At 36.9% G+C, this 22,520-nt stretch carries 19 protein-coding genes; 11 read left to right on the top strand and 8 right to left on the bottom strand.

The genetic code is table 11. The features are described 5' to 3' along the window. Window positions 1–264 precede the first annotated feature (264 nt). From JR347_RS06360 to JR347_RS06380, 5 genes are all read right to left on the bottom strand, one after another. Window positions 265–492, bottom strand: a complete 228-nt coding sequence (locus JR347_RS06360) for a hypothetical protein (RefSeq protein ID WP_205723213.1) — start codon at window positions 490–492, stop codon at window positions 265–267. A 93-nt stretch (window positions 493–585) separates the two neighbouring features. After that, on the bottom strand, window positions 586–1,320 hold the full coding sequence (locus JR347_RS06365; RefSeq protein WP_205723214.1) for a DNA/RNA non-specific endonuclease: 735 nt from the start codon (window positions 1,318–1,320) through the stop codon (window positions 586–588). Window positions 1,321–1,342: 22 nt separating this feature from the next. Continuing rightward, window positions 1,343–1,603 carry a hypothetical protein gene (locus tag JR347_RS06370; protein ID WP_205723215.1) on the bottom strand — a complete coding sequence of 87 codons (261 nt, stop codon included), beginning with the start codon at window positions 1,601–1,603 and terminating at the stop codon, window positions 1,343–1,345. A gap of 270 nt (window positions 1,604–1,873) precedes the next feature. Further along, window positions 1,874–2,578 (bottom strand): hypothetical protein, encoded by a 705-nt coding sequence (locus tag JR347_RS06375; protein WP_205723216.1) that lies wholly within the window; start codon window positions 2,576–2,578, stop codon window positions 1,874–1,876. A 327-nt stretch (window positions 2,579–2,905) separates the two neighbouring features. Further along, window positions 2,906–4,057: a hypothetical protein gene (locus tag JR347_RS06380; protein WP_205723217.1), complete on the bottom strand. Its 1,152-nt coding sequence runs from the start codon at window positions 4,055–4,057 to the stop codon at window positions 2,906–2,908. A gap of 213 nt (window positions 4,058–4,270) precedes the next feature. On the opposite strand from JR347_RS06380, the gene JR347_RS06385 reads away from it, so the two are divergent. The 4 genes from JR347_RS06385 (at window position 4,271) to JR347_RS06395 (ending at window position 7,689) form a co-directional block, all read left to right on the top strand. Next, complete coding sequence (locus tag JR347_RS06385; RefSeq protein WP_205723218.1) at window positions 4,271–4,906, top strand: response regulator transcription factor; 636 nt, start codon at window positions 4,271–4,273, stop codon at window positions 4,904–4,906. A gap of 118 nt (window positions 4,907–5,024) precedes the next feature. Next, a complete protein-coding gene (locus JR347_RS18410; RefSeq protein ID WP_262897032.1) occupies window positions 5,025–5,159 on the top strand; it encodes a hypothetical protein in 135 nt (44 codons plus the stop codon). Window positions 5,160–5,193: 34 nt separating this feature from the next. Beyond that, complete coding sequence (locus JR347_RS06390) at window positions 5,194–6,921, top strand: ATP-binding protein (protein WP_205723219.1); 1,728 nt, start codon at window positions 5,194–5,196, stop codon at window positions 6,919–6,921. Between the two features lie 204 nt (window positions 6,922–7,125). Continuing rightward, window positions 7,126–7,689: a type 1 glutamine amidotransferase domain-containing protein gene (locus JR347_RS06395; RefSeq protein WP_205723220.1), complete on the top strand. Its 564-nt coding sequence runs from the start codon at window positions 7,126–7,128 to the stop codon at window positions 7,687–7,689. Window positions 7,690–7,781: 92 nt separating this feature from the next. Here JR347_RS06395 and JR347_RS06400 read toward each other — a convergent pair whose 3' ends face one another. From JR347_RS06400 to JR347_RS06410, 3 genes are all read right to left on the bottom strand, one after another. Continuing rightward, window positions 7,782–8,333, bottom strand: coding sequence for a hypothetical protein (locus JR347_RS06400; RefSeq protein ID WP_205723221.1), 552 nt, complete (start codon window positions 8,331–8,333; stop codon window positions 7,782–7,784). A 126-nt stretch (window positions 8,334–8,459) separates the two neighbouring features. Continuing rightward, a complete protein-coding gene (locus JR347_RS06405) occupies window positions 8,460–9,152 on the bottom strand; it encodes an energy transducer TonB (RefSeq protein WP_205723222.1) in 693 nt (230 codons plus the stop codon). Window positions 9,153–9,518: 366 nt separating this feature from the next. Next, a complete protein-coding gene (locus JR347_RS06410) occupies window positions 9,519–10,394 on the bottom strand; it encodes a sterol desaturase family protein (protein ID WP_205723223.1) in 876 nt (291 codons plus the stop codon). Window positions 10,395–10,607: 213 nt separating this feature from the next. Between JR347_RS06410 and JR347_RS06415 the strand changes: the two genes are divergently transcribed. The 7 genes from JR347_RS06415 (at window position 10,608) to JR347_RS06445 (ending at window position 22,520) form a co-directional block, all read left to right on the top strand. Next, complete coding sequence (locus JR347_RS06415) at window positions 10,608–12,278, top strand: alpha/beta fold hydrolase (protein WP_205723224.1); 1,671 nt, start codon at window positions 10,608–10,610, stop codon at window positions 12,276–12,278. A gap of 236 nt (window positions 12,279–12,514) precedes the next feature. Further along, the gene (locus tag JR347_RS06420; RefSeq protein WP_205723225.1) at window positions 12,515–13,306 is read left to right on the top strand and encodes a hypothetical protein; all 792 of its coding nucleotides are present in this window, start codon (window positions 12,515–12,517) and stop codon (window positions 13,304–13,306) included. 40 nt (window positions 13,307–13,346) lie between these two features. Continuing rightward, window positions 13,347–13,904 carry a YceI family protein gene (locus JR347_RS06425; protein WP_205723226.1) on the top strand — a complete coding sequence of 186 codons (558 nt, stop codon included), beginning with the start codon at window positions 13,347–13,349 and terminating at the stop codon, window positions 13,902–13,904. A gap of 2 nt (window positions 13,905–13,906) precedes the next feature. Next, window positions 13,907–14,776, top strand: coding sequence for a DUF5777 family beta-barrel protein (locus JR347_RS06430; RefSeq protein WP_205723227.1), 870 nt, complete (start codon window positions 13,907–13,909; stop codon window positions 14,774–14,776). Window positions 14,777–15,042: 266 nt separating this feature from the next. Continuing rightward, window positions 15,043–15,453 (top strand): hypothetical protein, encoded by a 411-nt coding sequence (locus JR347_RS06435; protein ID WP_205723228.1) that lies wholly within the window; start codon window positions 15,043–15,045, stop codon window positions 15,451–15,453. A gap of 460 nt (window positions 15,454–15,913) precedes the next feature. Further along, window positions 15,914–20,425 carry a hypothetical protein gene (locus tag JR347_RS06440; RefSeq protein WP_205723229.1) on the top strand — a complete coding sequence of 1,504 codons (4,512 nt, stop codon included), beginning with the start codon at window positions 15,914–15,916 and terminating at the stop codon, window positions 20,423–20,425. Window positions 20,426–20,456: 31 nt separating this feature from the next. Continuing rightward, window positions 20,457–22,520 carry a fibronectin type III domain-containing protein gene (locus JR347_RS06445; protein WP_205723230.1) on the top strand — a complete coding sequence of 688 codons (2,064 nt, stop codon included), beginning with the start codon at window positions 20,457–20,459 and terminating at the stop codon, window positions 22,518–22,520.

Raw genomic sequence — 22,520 nt, forward strand, 5'->3', positions numbered from 1 at the left:
TAGATCAACAAATATTAATAGCCCTTGATCTCATAACCCAAAGGTCACAGGTTCGAGTCCTGTCCCCGCTACCATCAAAGCCAGTGAACGAAAGTTGCTGGCTTTTTTTGTTTTGGCCTTTAGACTAAAACAAAAAAAATGCTCCTATTCAGGAGCATTTTTTGGTTAAACGTAGGTTTGTGGGTTGAAAAAATACTTTTATATCTCGCAATAAGTAACATTACTATTCATGGTTGATTCTTTTAATTTCATAGATTAAACTTCTTATTTTATATAGTCAAAACGATACACATACCACATACTTTCTTCTTTACCACTTTCAGTAATGAAGTCAGAAAGGAAAGTGTAAGCGTAACTTAGACCATACACTCTGGCCTGATCTTTCAGTGGATATTTTGCGATTATTTCCCAGTCTGTAAAGTGGGAAACTTTCTTTTCCCATTTCATCTTAGATTTTGCCGGATTGCACGATATTCCTACTATAGAAGGCATAACTCATCTTTTTTTATGAAGTTCTGTAATGGAAGCAATAAAAAAATCACCTGTTTAGGTGAGTAGGGTAGTTTTGTTCATTTCTATCAATCATTAATAATCCCAAATCCTGTTAGGCGTCTTTTTTTGCTCATGCAAATCACCACCACTTACCCGATCCCAAAACTGACAACCTACTATCTGTTCCACATCGTAGGTTACAGCCAGGTAATCTTCTATTCTTCCACTTAGTGCTTTATTCTCCATTTCGAAAGTCCAAAGTTTCAGTTTTCCTTTGTCGTCTTCGGCCAGCACGCTTTTAGCAAATGCATGAGGCACAGGCACATTTATTCCGTATTCATTTTCATTATCACCGATGGTTTCAATTTTTCTATCAAAGTAGAAAATTGGACAGGTGAGAACATAAGTTTCTAAAATATGCTCTTGGTCATTTAACTTTCTAATTGCAGACTCTAACTCCCTCCAAATCCTTCTGTTGAAATTGGGCTGTTGTGGCGACATGTTGGACAGCAGAAATGTCTCGCTGTTTTGAATGTCCAGGATGTCGTTATTGGCACTGGCCACTAAATGGCCGCGATCATAACCGCTACCAACGTAAGCCCTTAAACCTGCTCTAAACCTTTTAGGTATGCGAACATCAGCTCTGAAGTTGTTCATGCGATCGGCCTCGGTGAGCAAATAGTCATTACGGTTAATAATCTCTAGTGTCCACTTGGCCTGGCGGAAATACCAGGAGTAGCCAATGGTAAAGTAGCGACCGGTTAAGATTTCATCACAGACCGGAGCGCCATAGCGTAATTCTGGTTGTATCTGAAAAGGGTTGTTCATAGTATTTTGAGTTAATGTGTTATCATTTAGCTTGTGGTCTGACGATTTTACCCTTATAATTGATGTAGTCGAACCGATAGACATACCACATGGAGCCTGGATCACCGGTTTCAATTTTAAAATCGGCATTATGGGCATCTGCATAGCTTAAGCCATTGATAATGGCCAGCTGCTGAAGTGGAAAGTGGCTAACAACGAGCCAATCATGCATATCAGAAACCTTTGTTTGCCAAAGCAATCTTGATTTCTCGGGGTTTGACGAAATTCCTACAATAGAAGCCATAGTTGTACTTTTCAATAAAGTTCGGCTGCATTGTAATTGAAAAAATCACCTGTTTAGGTGAGGGAGTTAAAATTCTAAAAGACAATAGCTCCGCTAAGGGAATAGCAAACGACCAGCTATGATGAGTGGGGATTAGAAAGCACTAACCTATCGTCTCGCACATAGCCACGCTTTGATTTAAATTTAAAACTTGTGGCGGACTAACAATCCCCGCCAAACTATCCTGAACGATTAAACCCCATTCATTCATAGCTGATGTTAAGAGTTTTTTTATTTTAAAAACCTGCCTGCTGTAATGGTATGAAATAATATTTTGAGATGTTCAATCACACTTGGATCTTTCAAGTTTTCCATCCCTACACCTGATAAGGTTGAAATTATAGTTCCAACAAAAATGTTAAGCCAGTCAACTCGTGGGTATTTTTTGTCTATTCTAGAATTTAGATAATCGAGTTTAAGGTTAATTTCTGAAAGTTGCTCGGGAAGTAAATTAAGTTTGCTTACTTTTTCACTAAAATGGTCAAGCTGTTCTTTAATAAAAATTTCTTCTGATGGCTCGAACTGTTGTTCAGCATCTGTAGGAAGGTTATTTATTTCAGATTGACTTCTACTGAATTCTTTTAACTTATCTAAGAAGTCATAAGCCTCTATTTCCAACTTGAGTAATTCTGACCAAGTATCGAATAGTTCCATAACAGCTTCCCAGTTCTTTACTGTAGGATGAGAAGCAATTGGAGTGTTATTTGATCCAGGGCTATATTCAACATACCATCCTCCAATGTCAGGGTAAAGAGATTGGAAGATTTCATTGTGGTAAAAACCGAAAAACAATTCAGTTGGGTTATGTACTAATCTCTGATATTCTTGATGATCATCATTTTCCGATATAGTTACCACCCCAAATTCACCCCATTTGATATTCTTAGCCGTAAGGTTTTCTTGGAAGGACTTTTTTTGTTTTGGAGTTATTTTCAAATCACTTTAGTTTTCTTTCAGATAGACATATTTCGTTCTGCAATTACTCTTAACACCCGGCTAACCTCAATTAATGGTTGTTATATCCTGATATCTTCAAATAACAGGACGAAGGGTGTTGTTATTTTTTTTAATACCCGTGCAATGTACAAGGCCTTTCACTCCGAAAAATCACCTATTCAGGTGAGAGATTGAAGTTCAACTTGTTCAATAATGCTTAAATGCAAATTAATTACCAGAAATAGGACGTACCTATAAATAAATTTAATGGCCATTGATTTCTATGTTAGTTTAACTCATTTACAATTGATCAATCATTTATAAGCATTATGTATTCGGTTGATCTATTTGGGGACTATCAATATTTTCAATTAGATTCTCTATTTCCTCAACCTTATCATTTAGTTTCTTCAATGTAAGTTCTTCAGGAATTACATCTTTGTTAGCTTCAATAATATAAGTATCATAACTGCTATATTCACTTTTTCTACTCACAGAATTAGATGCCTCTATATTTCCAGAAGCCTGAGCAATTGTAAAACTTAACTCAACATTTGAGTTAAGTTTACCAGTGCCGTTATATCCAGAATTACCCTTATTTGATGTAATAATTGCTTCATAATTTGAATTTAGAAAAACCCTCATTGAATCAAATTGATGACTATTTGGAATTGCATTAATAACACCATTTAAAGTTTGAAGTCTATTTTGATAAATTCGTCTTTTATCTTCAATTTTCATTTCTTCGTTTATTTTGTAAATGAAACTTCCATCATATGCAGCATATAAAGGGCTATATATTAATGCTCGCATTACAACAACTGATTGGCTTTGATTGATTGTTTTCTCTCCTTCGGCAGCTACTGATCCTTTACCAAAGCCTAAGAAACCACCACTTGCTGCAGCTTTTGCTGCGGCTGAAAAATATCCTGAGCAATCCATTGTAAAGATGAAGCTTTCATATGCGTCATTCTGGTTATCTATGAGTTGTGTAACGTTAAAGCTTTCTTGAGTCGGAGTGTCTTTAGATATTATTGGCTTTGATTCTTCTCCGTTATCTAACTCATAAGTAAAGTAATGGACAAGCACATTTGCACCTCTACCATCCAGTTTTATTGCATCTTTATATTCACTGGTATTGTTAACAACGATATCTGGTACATATCCATTTTTTTCTTTTTTACTCCTTGTTGACTCTTTTAGCCTTTTTCTAATTTTATCACTTAAACCACAAGTCAATTTATCAGGGTGGAAGAGTTCTAACATTTCATCATAGATATCCACTTTCAAACCAAAGTTCTCTCCATTTAAATTTGCTTTTACTGCTGTTGTATCCAACTGTTCTGCGATTGCTGCAATTTCATTAAGGAATGGTTGATTTAGTTCAGTAGTTTCCGTTACTGGAGCAGGTGCACGATATGGACTATCACATGCAGCCAAAACAAATAGTCCAATGATAAGTGATTTTGAATTCTTCATATTAATGATAATTTCTGTTCATCTCAACACTTTTCTAGCCAACACTAGTGTTAGTTTGACCCATAATTTTGAATATCAGGACAAAAAGTGTTGTTAAAATGATTAAACGATAAAATTACAATACACTAATCAATGAAAAATCACCTATTCAGGTGAGGGATTGGTTTTCGTAGTCTGGCTCTAGTATATTTAATGAGTCAAAATAGAATGGCTATGGTAAAGGTCTTAATTGCAGATGATCATCAGATGATGCTGGAAGGTTGGCGTACTGTTCTGGCCAATGAAGCTAATTTTAAGGTGGTGGGCGAGGCACGAAAAGGTGAAGATATTATAGAATTCCTAAAAAGAAATAATGTGGATTTGCTCGTTACCGATATTGACATGGGCAGCCGAAGAGATGATGGACTGGCAGCCATACGTTCCATAAAAAAAACGCACCCATCGTTACCCATATTAGTGGTAAGCATGCACGATGAAATTGGTTTTATAGATGAAGCCATGGAAGTAGGCGCAGATGGCTACCTGCTCAAGTCAAATTCTACCGAAGAGATGATTACTGCCATGCGAGAACTGGCCAATGGTAAAACCTATTACTCGCAGGAGGTGATGCGAAAAGTGGCCGGCAAGATGAGGCGCCTGAATGAGAGTGAACAGATCAGGCTTACTAAACAAGAAAAGCGTGTATTGCCGTTACTCTGTCAGGGCCTTACCTCTAAAGAGATTGGTGAAGTAATTGGCATTTCCTACAATACCGTAAACACCTACCGCAAGCAACTTCACTTAAAATTTGAAGTAAGCAAAATTTCCGAATTGATTAATAAGTCGAGAGAGTTAGGTTACATTAAATAAGCACGCACAACATTCATTGCCTTAACCTTTTCAGGTGAGGCGGACTACACCAAACAAGTGATTTCTACTAATGACAACATTTATAGCTTAGACCCATGTCTAACTAAAAATGTGGATTATGAAATTCGTTAAATCATTATTTATTGTGGGTAGCTTACTACTATTTACTGGCGTTATAACTTCTTGCGAAGAGGAGGAAATTGTTTTAAAAGGTGATGGAGAAGAAATACCTGATACTCCTGACATTGACTGAAAATATTAATAGTCGCATATTCTTATCTTAGAGTATGCGGCTATTACTGGTATTTTTATTTGCTGTAATTCAAGTTTATGATCCTCTCATAGATGCCGAAAATGATAGACAAAAGGGCATTGAGTATAAGAATTTGGGACAGCCTGATAGCGCACTATATTTTTTAGAACGAGCATTAGGTCAATTTTCTGCCGTTCAGGATTCATTTGGGATAGCCAATGTATTGGTAAATCTAGCTTCACTCGAAAACACCAAAGGCGATTTCGTACGTTCATTTAAGCTATATCACGAGGCGCTTGATTGCTATCAAAACCTAAATGATGTACAGGGGTTGATTAAAGTTAATGTAAACCTGGCTAATCAGCAGCTCAAGCTCAACAATATAAATGAGGCATTTGCTTATTATTTGAAGGCTGAAAATTATTCCATTAATTCTCGAATAGATACTTACCTAGCATATATTTACAATGGACTAGGTAGTATTTTTCTTAGAAATGATTTTGAAAATAGAAATCTAGATAAAGCTGAAAAATATTTAAACCAAGCTTTAAATATTTTTGAAGAAGAAAGAGATATTGATCAAGCAGGTTTTGTTCTTAATAATCTCTCAAGGTTACATAAGGAAAGAGGAGAATACTCTAAAGCCATTGATTCATATATAAAATATATAGATTTTGGATTAAAAGAGAATAATAATTCTTCTTTACTTAAAGGATATCACAATATTTCAATTCTCTACAAAGAAATCGGTGAATACCAACTATCACTGGAGAACTTAGAAAAGGCCGAAGAAATAGCCATTTCCATTTCTGACCCCATCAATTACATTCATATCCTTTCTAATCTGGTGGATGTAAATATGAGCTTGGGCAATTTTCACGAAGCTCAGTTTTACCTTGAAAAATATAAATCACTTAGAGATTCCATTTATGATGATGATAAGATGGAGTCGTTAACTGAACTGCAAGTTAAATATCAGACGAAGGAAAAAGAGGAGCTTTTAGCCAAAGAGATTGAGTTGAACAATGAACGTAAGTGGCGCAATATTTTTCTAACTATTCTGTCATTGGCTCTAATTACAGGGCTATGTGTGATTATTTGGCTAAATAAAAAGCGGAGAATGGAAGAGCGAAATACGCTGGAAAGACAAAAAGAAATTGAAACCCTCAAAGCCAGTATTGAAGGTGAAAATAAGGAAAGAAAGCGCTTGGCAACTGACTTGCACGACAGTGTAGGGAGTATATTAACAGCAGTAAGGATGATACACTCGAGTTACAAAAACCAGGTGGGCGAAAGTGGGACGAAAGTAGATATGCTCTTATCTGAAGCAGCTGAAACGGTGAGAGAAGTTTCGCATAATATTTCGCCTACAACGCTCAATCGCTATGGGTTGAAAAAGTCATTAGAGCACATGTTCGAGTCGCTGCCTGATACTATTGAAGTGAATTATTCTATCAATTTGCCTGAAAAAGGAGTAGGGAAAGAAGTTGAGCGATCGCTCGATTATATTGTGAAGGAGTTAGTAAATAACACGGTGAAGCATGCCAATGCAGAGTCCATAGAACTGCAAATTAATGTAATCGATGATGTTGTAATATTAACCTATGAAGATGATGGCAAAGGGTTTAATACCAATGACTTAGCTGAAGGAATAGGCCTTTCCAATATTAAAAATCGCGTGGCATTACTCAACGGCAGTGTAGAAGTCAACTCCGCAACTGGCGAAGGGTTTCTGTGTAGTATTGAGGTGTTAGTTCATTAGAATTTGATAAATCGTAAAGTAACTACGCCATTATTTCAGCCACTTTTACACTATTTCGAGATAAACTCACCAGTTATGTGTAGAAGTTATTACCCAAACAATAATAGATAATTGCTTAACGGCCTTGTATGGCATTTGGTATGGTCATTGGACTTTATGAGTGTGACAATATTGTCTCAAAACATAAAATTTAAATAAGTAATTATGAATAAACTAAAAGATATTAAAGTAGCCATTTTGGCAGAAAATGGGTTTGAAGAAGATGAACTCATGTCTCCAATGAAAATATTGAAGGAACAAGGAGCAGATGTAACCGTTGTTTCGCCCAGAAAAGATTCGATAAAGAGTTGGAAAGGCGAAAATTGGGGTGTTGATCTAAAAGTAGATAAACAAGTTCAAGAAGTTTCTGCCGATGATTTTGATGCACTCTTAATTCCTGGTGGTGTGGCTAATCCTGATTTGCTAAGACGAAATGAGGATAGCGTTGAGTTTACAAAGAATTTTTTTAAAGCGGGTAAACCTATTGCTTCAATATGCCATGGCCCACAGGTTTTAATAGAAACTAATGCGCTTCAAGGACGTACCATGACCTCTTTTTCTTCCATTAAAACCGATTTAATAAATGCAGGTGTAAAATGGGTAGATAAGGAAGTGGTTGTAGACAGCGGTTTGGTTACAAGCAGAAACCCTGGTGACCTTGAGGCTTTCAATAAAAAAATGGTAGAAGAGTTTGCTGAAGGTAAGCATGCCTATCAAAAAACAGTTTAAACCATTATAAAGCACGATGCTAAACTAAAACTGACCTTTTCACAGGTCAGTTTTTTTATTGTGTATAGAATAAAGTGGCCACTCTGAAGTCACTAATATTTCATTTTATGAAACTTTGTCTGAAGGGCATCAAGTTCATTTTTTACTTCGACCATTTTATCACGTAATGAATTTATTTCTTTCAATAAACTCTTAGCCTCCTTAATTTTTGTTTCATATTCAGAGGCACTTATTTTACCTGATTTTTTTTGACCATTGAGCATATTGATATGTATGGTAAGTTCATACTCAAGCTCGTCATATGGCTTTGTATCTGTGCTGGTGTATTGAACTCCTTCTGCTTCATCGCTTGGCTTAACGCCAAGTCTTTTCATTCTTAAAGTCCAATTTTTTAATAATTGAACATCAACTTCATGGTCATCTTTTAAAAGCCCGACAAACTGTTCTGCACGTCTTAATAGCTCTTTTTCATCTTCATATTGTACGCGTACCACGCTTCCATTTCGTTTCAGGCTATCAATTCGGTCACGTGCATTTTCTGTAGCTGTAATAAATTCCTTTTCCAGCCATGAGCTGTTTTGTGCTTTAAGAAATGATGTATTACAAATTGTTAATAAAATTAATATGGTTATTGTCTTCTTCATGAATATATTCTTTTAGTTATAGCTAATTCAAAGCTCGAAGTATCACTATTGATATAGAATAGTAAATCATCCGCAACAATGGTGTCACGGATGATTTATATTATTAATAGTTATTATACTTCCCTATTACAATACTGGAGTATAGTATGGGTTTTCAATTTTAAATTGTACTGGAAGTACAACCCACTGAGCTACTGGAATATCCGCTATTTCTGCAGGTTTCCATTCACCGCTAGTTTCTTTAACAGCTTTTATAGCTTCTTTTTTCATAGCTTTCACTACCCATTCACCAGGAGCTTCTAAATCTTCACTGGCAATTACATTTTCTACATTTCCTGTGCGATCGACTATGAATTTGACATAAACGGTACCTTCTACCGCTAATTCCTTAGCGTCTTCAGGGTATGTTAGGTTACTATGTAATTCATTGTAGAATTTTTCCATACCTATTTTAGGTTTTGGTTCCGTTTCAGCTGCATAGTACACACCTACACGGTTGGGAGTGTTATTAATGTCATCTTTCATTTCCTCTAAATCGATAAGATAAACTTCAAGTTGTTTTCTATCACGATTATTAGGAATTCCATCAATAACAACCTCAGTTACTGTTCCGTCATCGTATACATAGCTGTAAGTAGCCTCAGGATATTCGTCAATTATACGATGTACTTCAACGTACAATTTTTCAATGTCATTCTGGGTTTCTTCAATTTCTTGATAGCTTTTATCATCATTCTGAGCAATCGTTGTGTGTGGTAGAACCATCGGCCCTACTAGTAATAACGAAGTCAAAAAGATGTGCTTAAATTTAGTTTTCATGATATTTTAGTTTTAATGTTAAAATTCTATACCCTATAAAATGGTAATATCATGCCATTCTCTGCTCAGTACATTTATAGCCGTTTGACTATCATATTTGAGTAATATTTTTCTCTAGTGATGTGGAAAATTTACACAAAAAAGCTCCATTTAGGTGATTTCTACATAAAACCAATAAATGAGCCTGTATTTACAATCTGGCAAAAACTAATATCAATTTATGAATGTGATTTCTTTGTGATGACATTTTCGATTTGCACTGTGTCCGTCAAAAAAGAAATCAAGGTGATAGTTAGACCCTTTGTCTTTATTAATAATTGTTAGAAAATATACGGTCTATACTTTACTGTAAATAATAGGATTTTCTTATCTCTTCTTACCAAACCCATGAAAGTTCTGGTGAACAAAATCTTGAGGGAATTTTTCTACTCCGGGAAAACCAAGTTTTATGTCGCGCCCATCATGCGGAATGTAGTTGGTTTTGAAGAGATAGTCCCAAATGCTTAGGGTTAGGCCAAAATTTACACCATATCTCTTTTCTTTAGGTAAGTTATAAGCATGATGCCAAATGTGCATTTGTGGATTATTGAAAATATATTTTAACGGGCCCAGATTTAATCTGAAGTTGGAATGGTTGAAATGGCCAACAGCCAGCGTAAAAATATGAATGATAAAAAAATCACGTAGCCCAATTCCGATTAAGGCTAATGGTATATACTCAATCGATCGATACACCACATTTTCCATCCAGTGATAACGCAAGTGAGCGGCAAAACCCATTTGTTCAACGGAGTGATGTACTTTGTGAAATTCCCAGAGAGCAGGAACCCGATGAAGTAAGCGATGCGTCCACCATTGCACAAAATCCCTAACTACAAATCCTATTAACAGATGAGCCCAAACTGGCCATGTCATCACTTCAAAAGCCACCAGGTTGGTAATACCAATGCTTTTAAGAGCATCATTAAAAAAGTTAACCACCACATCGCTTGCTGCATTGTAAATGATCAGAGAAAAAAGAAAAAAGTTGAAAAACATGTAGAAGAAATCCAGCCAGAAATCTTTACGGAAGGTAGGTTGGCTTTTTCTCCAGGGTTTAACTAATTCAATAACAAAAAAGAAGGCAGAAACGCCAACTAACCAGTAAAAGTAACTATGCCAGCTGGGGTTGGTTATCTCATTCCACAGGTAGCTGGCGTACCCTTTATACCCTTCAATAAAAATTTCTAAATAGCGTTCCATCTGTAAATGGCAAAATAACTAAATGTCAAGATACCAGATTGTAACGTTTGTTACATAATTAGAATTCAATCCATGGCTTTATTAATATGTTTAGTTGACGGTAGCTTATATTTATTGAGTTTGTAGCAGTGTTATTTTAAAAAATGTCTTTATTATCTCCTTATAAAATAAAATGACGATAATTTAGCAGTAATTACAGACCCTAACCAACTAATGAAGCCAGCAACTCAATACACAAAAAGTGGTCGTATTAACATAGCCTACCAGGTTTTTGGTTCAGGTTCTGTAGACCTGGTTTATATACCTGGCTGGGTTTCTAATATCGATTGGATGTGGGCATGCCCCGAGCTTGTTGGCTTTCTGGAAGAGTTAGGTAAAATATGCCGTGTAGTACTTTTTGATAAAAGAGGTACTGGTCTGTCAGATCGGGTGGTGGAGCTTTCCACGCTAGAAGAGCGCATGGATGACATAAGGGCAGTGATGGATGCCATTGGCTCTGAAAAAGCTATATTATTTGGACATTCTGAAGGTGGTTGCGTTTCAGCACTTTTTGCTGCCACCTACCCAAATAGAGTAATATCTATGATCACTTTTGGAATATTTGCAAAGCGCAGATATGCACCGGAATATCCTTGGGCACCAACTGATGAAGAGCGCCAAAAGGTGTATGATATGATTGAAAATAGCTGGGGTAGTGGAGATATGAATTTAGAATCTCTTGCACCTTCTAAGGCCAATGACCCTGTTTTTATGGATTGGTTAGCCAACTATTTTCGTTCCGGTGCGAGCCCCAGCGCGGCCATGGTGCTCACTAAAATGAATACTGAAGTCGACATCATTAATATTTTAAGCTCTATTAAAGTACCTGCTTTAATTATGCAGCGTACCAATGATATTGATGTTAAAATAGAAGAGGGAAGATTTATTGCGGAGAGGATTAAAGGGGCAAAGTTCGTAGAGTTCGATGGGGATGACCATTTATTCTGGGCAGGAAATACGGATGAAGTTCTGGAAGAAATGAAATCTTTCATTGCTAATGTTGAACCCTCAGCTACTTATGAGGTTAGACTTTATACCGTTGTGGCTGTACGACTCATTTCGAATGGAGAAGAAAATATAAATAGTCAGGAGCTTGTTAATCAAAGGGTAGCTCAATACAGAGGTAAAATAGTGCAGTATGATAATGATTCATTTACTGCTGTTTTTGAGGGACCAAGTAAAGCAGTTCATTGTTGTTTAGACTTATTTGAGACTTTTGGTAGTTCCAATGTACAATTAGCTGCAGGTATACATATTACTGAAGGTTTTGTAGATGAAACTTACTATTTGAGCGATAAAACAAAAGATTTGAATCACTCAATTCTTGAACCGGCAGAACCAAACCAAATATTAATTACACAACCTGTTAAGTTTTTACTTTCTGGGGCAGGCTTAACTATTACACAATATAAGACTATTGTTGATCCACTTAGTGGCGAAGCGCAGCCACTTTTCATGGTTATGGATCACTTAGATGAAAACAGCAGATCGGATATAACAATTAAAAATAAACTCCCACTAAATGATTCTTTTTTGGAGAGCGTGCTGCAAATTATCGACAAACATTTGAGTGATGAGTTTTTTGGTGTGGAAATGCTTTGCCGTGAAATTGGCATGAGTGAACGACAAGTTCAAAGAAAACTTAAGGCCATCTCAAATAAATCTCCAAACCAGTTAATTTCCTCAGTGAGGTTGCACCGCGCTAAAGAACTTATTTTAAAAAATGAAAATAATATTGCCGAAATAGCATTTCAAACCGGGTTTTCCAACCCATCATACTTTTCTAAAAGTTTTAAGAAAGAATTTGGCGCTAGCCCCTCAGATTTAGTTCAAGGAAGGGCATAGGAAGTTACTTTGTCGGTTTTGTTATAGTCGGTCGGAATATTCTCAGGCCACTGTCGGAAAAGTACTCACATTCACTGTTTTTATGCTAGCCGACAGGCTTAATTACCACCTAGCTTTGCTTTCAGTAAGGTTATCATAGTTTGGGTTGATAGTACAGTAGCCCCTTATTAATTGGGGTTACTATCCACCCTTTTGTTTTGATTGCCAATTCATCATTAAAACAAAATTATTACGCCATGGAGGTGAACAAAGTAATTTCAATCATATTGATTTTAGCCATATTTGGTATTTTTTCATGTACGTATGATCAAATCGAACCACAAGTTGATTGCACAACATCACCTGTGGAAATGGTATTGATTGAAAGTAAAGATGCAGAGTGCAGTTCTTCTAATGGTAGTTTTTCTGTTGCTGCGAGTGGTGGCGAATTGCCCTATACCTTCAGCTCAGAAGCGGGCAGCAACTCAGATGGTGTTTTTAGCAATGTAGCAGCCGGGACGTACAATGTGATAGTAAAAGATGCTAAAGGATGTTCTTCAGAACTGGCGGTAACTATTCAGAATTTAGGTGGAGTTAATTTGGACGATATTACAGCAAGCGAAGCGGGTTGTGGTTCTGCGAATGGCTCAATTCAAGTGGCAGTATCAGGCGGGGAAGAACCCTATTCATTTTTTATTAATGGAGGTGCAGCACAAACAAGTAATGTATTCAATGGATTGGATGCTGGTAGTTATTCGATAACTGCCATAGATAATCTGGACTGTGAAGTAAAAAGTAATGTGAAAATCACGTCAGGCGTGAGCTATCAAAGCTCAATTAAGGGTATCATAGAAACCAACTGTGCTATTTCAGGTTGCCATAATGGAAGTGTTTCGCCAAACCTCACATCTTTTTCAAGCATACAATCAAGCGCTAACAGAATAGAAGCAAGAACAGCCAACAGATCAATGCCACGAGGACGAACATTAACTCAACAAGAAATTGACATGATCGCTTGTTGGGTAGATGATGGCGCACTCCAAAACTGATACTCACATAAATCAAAGAAATTAATCAAATCACATACACATGAAAAAGATAAAAACGAGCATTTATATACTGCTGCTAATTATAATTTCAGTATCTAAAATACTAGCTCAAAACCCATTGATCGACCATAATGGAACTGCAACCTTCTTTTCAGAAGCACCGATGGAAGATATAGAAGCCATTAATAGAAAGGTGATTGGAGCAATTGACCTTCAGAAAGGTATTTTGGCAGTAACCATGCAGATTAAAGGATTCCACTTTGATAAAAGTTTGATGGAAGAACACTTTAACGAAAATTACCTTGAGTCTGATAAATACCCAAAGGCATCATTTAAAGGGATGATCAAGAATTTTAGTGAATTAGACTTTAGCAAGCAGGGCAACTTCGAAGCTCAAGCTATTGGTGAATTGGAAATTCATGGCGTTACTAAACCGTTGAAAACGATGGTGCAATTCGCTATTTCTGGGGATAAAATATCAGCTAATACGTCATTCGATATCTCCATTGCAGATCACGATATTAAAATTCCACGGTTAGTAATAAAGAATATTGCTGAAGTGGTGGAAGTAAAGGCGTCATTTAACTTTTCTATGTAATCATGCAGGGGATAAAAATAGTAATCGGATCATTATTATACTTATTGACGATTTCAGCCATTGCTCAAGATGATTTGTTAGCAAGCTTGGAAGAAACCCAATCGAACGAGCATACATGGGTGGAGGCTACCTTTAAAGGAACTCGATTGATTAATGGACACACAATCGAAACCCGTAAGAAAGGCGTTATGGACTTTATTATTTCGCACCGATTTGGAACCATTGATGGCGGAAGTTATGATCTATTTGGATTGGATGTAGCCACGATGCGAATCGGATTGGAATACGCATTATCAGATCGATTATATTTTGGTTTGGGCAGGAGTACTTTCGAGAAAACATTCGATGGATTTTTGAAATATCGCTTGATTAGACAATCCAAAGGAAAAGGAAGTAAGCCTTTCTCGGCAACTTGGTTGAGTTCAATGGCCATTAAAACATTAAAAGATCCGGAAAGGGAGCTAGGCTTTACTGATAAAGTGGCAAATACGCATCAATTATTAATAGCGAGTAAAATTAGTAGTGGCATTTCATTGCAGCTGATGCCCACATTTGTTCACAGAAACCTTATTGGTGAAGAGGATATTAATAATGATGCCTACGCATTGGGCGTTGGCGGAAGGGTTAAAATTTCTCAGCGACTTGCCCTCTGTGCTGAGTACTACCATCAATTTCAGAAGTTAAATGAAAACAGTACCAATGCCATAGCAGTGGGAGTAGATATTGAAACGGGCGGGCACGTATTTCAATTACAATTTACCAATGCCACAGCGATGATTCCGAAGGGTTTTGTAACAGAAACAACCAATGACTTCTTCGAAGGTGAAATACATTTTGGGTTTAATGTATCCAGAACATTTCAACTTAAGTAATATTTAAAGTTAGCTAGATTGAAAATTGAGCGAATGTTAGGAGTGGTTCACTGAATCACTCCTTTTTTATTTTTATTACTCGAATGTCGGATTTGTAACAGTTGTTAGTTGTGGTAGTGCTGCCTTGTCGGGATAGTGAAAGCATTTACCGTATTTGTGCTAGCCAAATGCCTTAAATACCCTCTAAATTTACAATGTAGTTGGTTTTAATAAGATCGATCTAAATGATTGGGTCGTTAAAAAAGAAGGAATTAACAAGAGGAAAAATGAAATTAACATTGCATTGGAACAACGGATTAATTTATCATGAAGAAATGCCGGTAGGTGATTTTATGAATGATGAGATACAATCGAACGAGTATAAATTAAACAAGTGCAGGCTGCAGTTTGAAAGTATAGACGTTAGTAAGAAGCAAGTGGCCATTATGGATGAGAATAGAAATAGGTTGGGCATGATTTATAAATCCAGATGGTCGAAAAGCGCGAAGATAAAATTGAATGATGAGGATGAATATGAGTTAAGGCCAGCCGGATTATTAAGCTCGAGATGGAAGCTCTTTGCTAAGAATAATGAGCTAATAGAATTCACCAAACGCATTTTTAGAAAAGGTGAGATTAACTACATCTTTCAAGATGAGCTTCTGATTTTAGCTGGATTGTATGTGTTGAATGATTAATTAGTGTGTGATTGTTAAAAAGCCAGTGAACGAAAGTTGCTGGTTTTTTTTGATTTTGATGAATGATGTTAAAACATTGAATTAGCAAGCATTTGATATTGAGTGATTTACAGAAAGAGCAACTAAATTATAATTTTGTTCATTTATTATATAATTCTTACATGTCACTTACATCTATTAAATAAGTTATATACTTTATTAGATTAGTAAAATATTATAATTATCTCAAATTCAGTTGATTATGAATTTAGTTAGGTAAAATATTGAAAAATTCCGCGAATAAACTTTAATGTAATGTAATAATAAGGGCAAGATTGAATTTTTATTAAATTCTTAATCTACTATTCTTGCAGCCAATTTGTAAAAAACTATCCACACGTTAAATGTGGTTAAAAAGTGAAAGTTGGCTAGTAAAATATACCACTATAATAGATTAGGGAGACTCAATTGCTGGAGGCTAATGATATTATTCATTTGCCTGGGAGCGGTATTTTTTTCATCTAAAACCAATGCCACATCATTTATAGATTATTCAGTTCTACGGTCAACTGAAGAAATTTCTGAAACGCATTACAACAGACTAGAAACGAAATCTTCAAAATTTAAAAAAGTCAGAAAATTTGAGTTCTCAACTGAGAATGCTAGCAAGTTAAGTGATGAAAAGTCTTTAAGTTTTGAAGCACCGAATTCAGCCGATCCAATAATCGATTCATACAAGGAAAGGGCACTTTCTTTAAATAATTACGTTGAAGAACAGCAGCGTTTCGTAGATCAGCTGGATGAAACTACCATACTGGATTTACCTGTAGGCATCAAAAAAACGATCGGGAATATTATTTATACAATCGTAATTGATAGCATAGTAATGCTACCTACCCGCTCTTACTTAACTGCCTATATGGCCTTTGAAATCCCATCTAACGGTAAAAAATTGGCTTTCAGAGGAACGAATATAGAATTTTCAAAGAACGGTGGTCTTAGCGGTGTATCACGTCTCGAACTTCTTGGAGATCATCAAATTGGAATGGGCCCAAACTCCCTATTAATATTTAAAGGGGAAGGTTTAACGTATGTCGAGTGGGATTGCTTTGGCTTTAAATCATTTGGTTTAGATGCGGAAATAGAGTTTTCAAGAAACATGCTGAAGCCCGACACCGAAAATGGTACTCCAGGTCCAGGCAATGTGCGTGGAAGATTTACTGCAGTAAATTTAACTAGTTGGGATGCACTTGTGGCTGAGGTAAATATGGAGCCATTTCAAGTTAATGGATTAGATGGTGTTGGGTTTGAGGTTAAAAAGGCTGTATTGGATTACAGTTCTATTAATCAGGCTCCTGGGGTTGTCTATCCATCTGGTTACAATGGTGATGCATTTGACCCCGGCAATCCAAATTTCTGGCAAGGTATATTTATAAGTGAGGTCTCTGTTAAATTGCCAAAACAGTTTAACGAAGAAGATTCGAATAATCGTATTGGCTTTGCCGGATATAATTTGATTATTGACGACAGTGGGTTCTCGGGAGTATTAGAAGCGACTAATGTTCTTGGCAATGGAACAATGGATAAGTGGCCATTCACGGTAAATAATATCCGCATTGAACTCATATCTAATCAAATATCTGCTGCCGGATTTGATGGCCTAATAACACTGCCTGTTGATAAAGAAAATCCATTTGAATATTCAGCTATAATCAATCCTGGTAATGAGTATTTGTTTGCTGTTTCACCTTCGAAAGATTTACAATTCGAGTTTTTAAAAACGTCAGAAGTAATACTTCGTGAGAGCTCTTTTCTGGAAGTAAGTGTGAAAAATCAAAAATTTATGCCTAGGGCATACCTAAATGGTAGTCTTTCTATTAGTTCAGGTGAGGCAAAGCTTAATTCATTAGACTTTGAAGCACTGCAATTACAAACTGTAGAGCCATATGTTCAACTAGGTGCATTTACATTGGGCACCGAAGGGGTAAAGCAAAATCTTGGCGCCTTTGAAATTGCATTGAATAGAATTGGTTCAAAACTAATGGATGATCCTAACGAGATTGGGATTGTGTTTGATGTTACGGTAAAAGTTATTGGTGAAGATGGCGGAGGAATAGGTGCTACCGGAGGAATTGTAGTAGTAGGGAGCACCAATTCAGATGGAAAAAGGTTTAGCTATGAGCGCCTAGAAATAAGCAGACTAGGCATAGCCATGAATATAGGACCTGTAGCTGTTGATGGTACATTAGAATGGTTCAAGAATGATAATACATACGGAGACGGAATAAGAGGAGAAGCCACCGTCCTTGTTATGGATGAGTTCGAGGTACAGGCTGTATTATTATTTGGTAAAAGGGGAACTAACCGATTTTGGTTCTTTGATGCGTTGGCTCCTAACATACCCCCATCTGGCACCGGCATAGACATTACTAGTTTTGGTGGGGGCGCTTATTATCATATGAGGCAGAGTATGGATGGTGCGGGAAGTTATCTTGGTGAGTCCTTGTCCGGAATAGTATATGTCCCAGATCCAACAGTAAATCTGGGGTTAAAAGCTACTGTTTATTTAGCAACTTCTGGTTCAGATGGTCTTTTCAATGGTGATGCAACACTCGAAATCACCTTTAATTCTGGTGGCGGTGTTCGCATGATTGACTTTAAAGGCAACGGCTACTTTTTAACACCCTCCATTACTCCGAATGTAGCTGGTTTGAAGGATAAAGTTGGCGGACTTGTTGCCGGAGCTGCACAAGGAGCAATGGATCAGTTGAACCCTGACGCAATGATTGCTGCTCATATTCACATAAACTATGATGTGCCGAATAAAACACTCCATGGAAATTTTGAAGTTTTCGTGGAAGTAATTGGTGGCACTATGAAAGGCATTGGCCAAAACAACATAGCTGGATGGGTAGTAATACACTTTGAGCCTGGTGAGTGGTATATCCATGCAGGAAGTCCTGATGATCCTTTAGGGCTAGAGATGATCAAAATACTAAAGACGAAAAGTTACTTAATGATGGGCGATTATATTCCTGCTAGCCCACCGCCACCTGAAAGAGTATCACAAATCCTTGGAGGAATGGACCTTGACTATATGGCTGACCTGAATGAGCTAGCCAGTGGAAGAGGAGTAGCATTTGGAAGTAGGGTAGAGTTCGACACGGGTGATATTACATTCTTAATGTTCTATGCCCGATTAGCAGCAGGCTTGGGCTTTGATATTATGCTTAAAGATTATGGTAATGCTTCATGTGTTGGAAGTTCTGGTCCAATTGGAATCAATGGCTGGTATGCCAATGGTCAGGCCTTTGGATATTTCGATGGTGCCATTGGCATTAAAGTCAAAATCCTGGGCAAGCGAAAGAAAATCAATATTTTGAGTTTAGCCGCAGCAGTCGTAATGCAGGCGAAATTGCCAAACCCTATCTGGATAAGAGGTGTAGTTGGTGGTAGATTTAGCGTGCTTGGCGGTTTAGTTAAGGGTGATTGCAAGTTTGAGGTAACAATTGGTGACAACTGTCAAATTGAGGGGGGAAGTGTTCTTGAAGGTATTCAGGTCATTTCTGAAATTACTCCAAATGAAGGAGCTAATGATGTAAGCGTATTCAATGTATCTCAAGGTGTTTTTAATATGGAGGTAGGTAAGGTCTTTGAGATGGTTGACCTGGATGATATTAAAAAGTCCTTTAGAATTAAAATGGATCACTTTAAGATTCTTGACGGCAATCAGGAAATACCAGGAAAATTAGAGTGGAACTATACGAATGATGTAGTTGCTTTCAACCCTATTGAAATCTTACCTCCAAAAAAGAAATTAAAGGCCGTTTTACAAGTTTCTTTTGAAGAAAAAGTAAATGGAATTTGGAAAGTTGTTGAAGTCGATGGCTCAAAATTTACGGAAGCTAAGCAAGTTGAGTTTACAACAGGTGAAGCTCCAGATTATATTCCTTTTGAGAATGTAGAATACAGTTACCCTGTAATTAGTCAGCGTAATTTCTACAAAGATGAATCCTACCAAGGGTATATTAAATTGAAGGTTGGGCAGGCGTATTTATTTGATGAAAGTGGTGAGTGGGATCAAAAAGGCCGAATTGTTGCCTCTAATGGCTCGCCTAAGTATTTTGAAGTCAGTTACACTACACAAAATGTAAACTATACTATTCCTAAAGGCTTAGCTACAAATACAACTTACAGTTTTGATATTGTTAACGTACCCAAAACGGCCTCAGCAAGTATAGATGACAATATAAGTACCAAAACTTCAAAAGTTGATTTGGGCGATCAGCAATCAACATTGGAAGTTGAGACTAAAGAAGCGCAAGGTGAAGTGAATATTCTTCAGGAAGATGCCATTTATGGATCATTCTTTAGAACGAGTGCGTATCCAACTTTTATTGCGAAGATTAATAGCCTTTCATTAAATAATGGCTGGAGCTGGCCTGTAAGAACTGGGATTCATGAATTGGGGGTTAATATGTCAGGGCCTGAATTGTTCTCATATTATGAAATGAACGGCTTTAAAGAGGTTGATCCATTAATAGAACTAGAAGCGACTTTGGGTAATAATTATTGGTATCAGAACTATATTAAATCTCTAATATATCCTTCATATCCTGCCTATGGATTGAGCTTAACATGGAGGCAAGCAGATAAACTTGGAGCCCCACCTGCTAAGGCTATTTATATTGAGCAAAATTTGGCACTCGAAGCGTTGCCATTAACAGATGCCTTTTCAGCAGCCAATCCTACAACTTCAGGTTCCGGTGTTTTCTTGTATGATTTACCATTAACAATGTATAAAGATTATTCTGATTACAGGTATCAGATGGCTCAGGACCTTCTTGAAGGTAACAATTCATGGTTTAGCACTCTTGCTAATACTCCATTTCCAGGTATACGGTCAGGGGATTACAAAATGAGGATCAAGTATAAGCTTCCTGGTAAAAATATCATCACGTCCAGTAAAGAAATAAATATTCATGTTGACTAACCGGATAGCACCATATTTCTTGACTGTACTTTTGTTACTAGTCTTAATACCAGCTGTTACCTCAGCTCAAGGTGTGGAAGGTGACTCTTTTAAGTTGCCGACAGTAAGGATATTATCGAAGATCAAAAATGATACAGTATTACTCAGATGGGCACCAACAGATGCTGTTAGCTGGCAATTAGGAAATAAGTACGGCTATTCAATCGAGAAATATATTCTATCCAGGAATGGAGAGCGATTAAATATTCCTGAAAGGCAAACAATTACCTCTGAACCGATAAAACCTTTGCCATTGGATCAATGGGAAACCATTGTTGAAAATGATGACTATGCCCTTATAGCCGCACAGGCTATTTATGGTGATTCATTTGAGGTGGATACTAATACTGGGTCAGACATAACGACCATCATTCAGAAAGCAAGAGAAATTGAACAGCGGTATTCTTTTGCTTTGTTTGCCGCAGATATTTCTAAAAATGCGGCCAATGCATCAGGTCTACTTTATCTGGATAATGATGTAAGTGAATCCGAACAATATGTTTATAAAATCTTCGCCAATATCCCAAAAAGTGCCCATGCGATGGATTCAGGGTATGTATTTGTTGACCCAAATGTAAAAGCAGAATTACCTCAGATTAAAGAGTTGAAGGCAGATTTCGCCAATCGAAGCGTTATTTTAAGTTGGAATAAATCGTTCTATGAAGATATCTACATTGGGTATTTCTTAGAGAAATCTGAAGATGGATTGAATTTCAAAGCGGTTGATGAATTGCCTATCATCAACACAGAATCTCCAACAGGAAAAGAAAGCCGATATTTCTTTAAGGCCGACTCGCTTCAAGAGAATTATAAAACCTACCATTATAGAATTAGAGGTATTGACGCTTTTGGTGAGAAGGGCCCGGTTTCTGAATCAGTGTCAGGTGAGGGGTTTGTTTCACTTGATAGAAGTGCAACAATAATCTCCGCTGATGTAATTAACAACGCTAGAATTAATCTTCAATGGGAATATTTAGGTGAGGCCGATATAGAATACTTTGAACTTGAGCGAGCAGGTAGAGCATCTGGCCCTTACGCAACCATCAGAAAAAATATTTCAAAAACTATCAGAAGCGTTACCGATTCCATACCCAATACGATCAATTACTATCGAATAAAAATTGTCGATCAACATGGGCAATCTAAATCTTCACAGCCTTACCTGGCTCAATTAATTGATAGCATTCCACCAACTAAACCAATGAATGTCTATGGTAAAGTGGACTCTGTAGGAAATGTTACACTAAGCTGGAAACAAAATACTGAGGATGATTTGCTCGGGTATCGAGTATTCAGTTCAAACTTCAAAAGCGATGAGTTTTCAGAAATAACTGTGGACCCAATAACGGATACCACTTTTAGTGAAAAAATCAATATCAATACGCTCACAGAGTCGATCTACTACAGAATTAAGGCGATTGACCAGCATTTTAATCCATCGGAATATTCGGAACTCATTGAAATTAAAAGACCGGATATTTTCCCTCCGGTTACACCCATATTTAAATCTGTAAAGTCTGATGAAGAAGGAATCCAATTAGGATGGATAAATAGCTCAAGCACAGATGTTACCAATCACTTGCTCTACAGGAGAAAAGACACCGAGCGCAGCTGGAAATTAGTAGCTGTTTTTAATAATACAAGACCAGATACTACCTATGTTGATTATGATGTGAGCTATGCAAATTATTATGAGTATACGCTTATTGCTGTAGATGATAGCGGGCTGGAATCTGATCCAGCGAAACCTGTTAGATCCAAAAGAATTGATAGAGGGGTTAGAAAAGTAATTGAAGATGTATTTGCTTCTGTTGATCGAAAAAATCAAAAAATTATATTAGCCTGGAATTATAATGAACCGGGCGTGGAGCGCTACATCATTTACAGAGGATTAGCTGATAATCCTGCAAGCATTTATAAGTCAGTAAATGCCGACCAAAACCAATTTGAAGATTTATCTCTCACGGTGAATAGCGAGTATACTTATCGAGTGCAAGCTATCTATCAGGGCGGAGCTAAATCACCACTAAGTGAAACTATTAAAATTAAATATTAA

It is taken from the genome of Fulvivirga lutea, from assembly GCF_017068455.1.
Classification (GTDB): domain Bacteria; phylum Bacteroidota; class Bacteroidia; order Cytophagales; family Cyclobacteriaceae; genus Fulvivirga; species Fulvivirga lutea.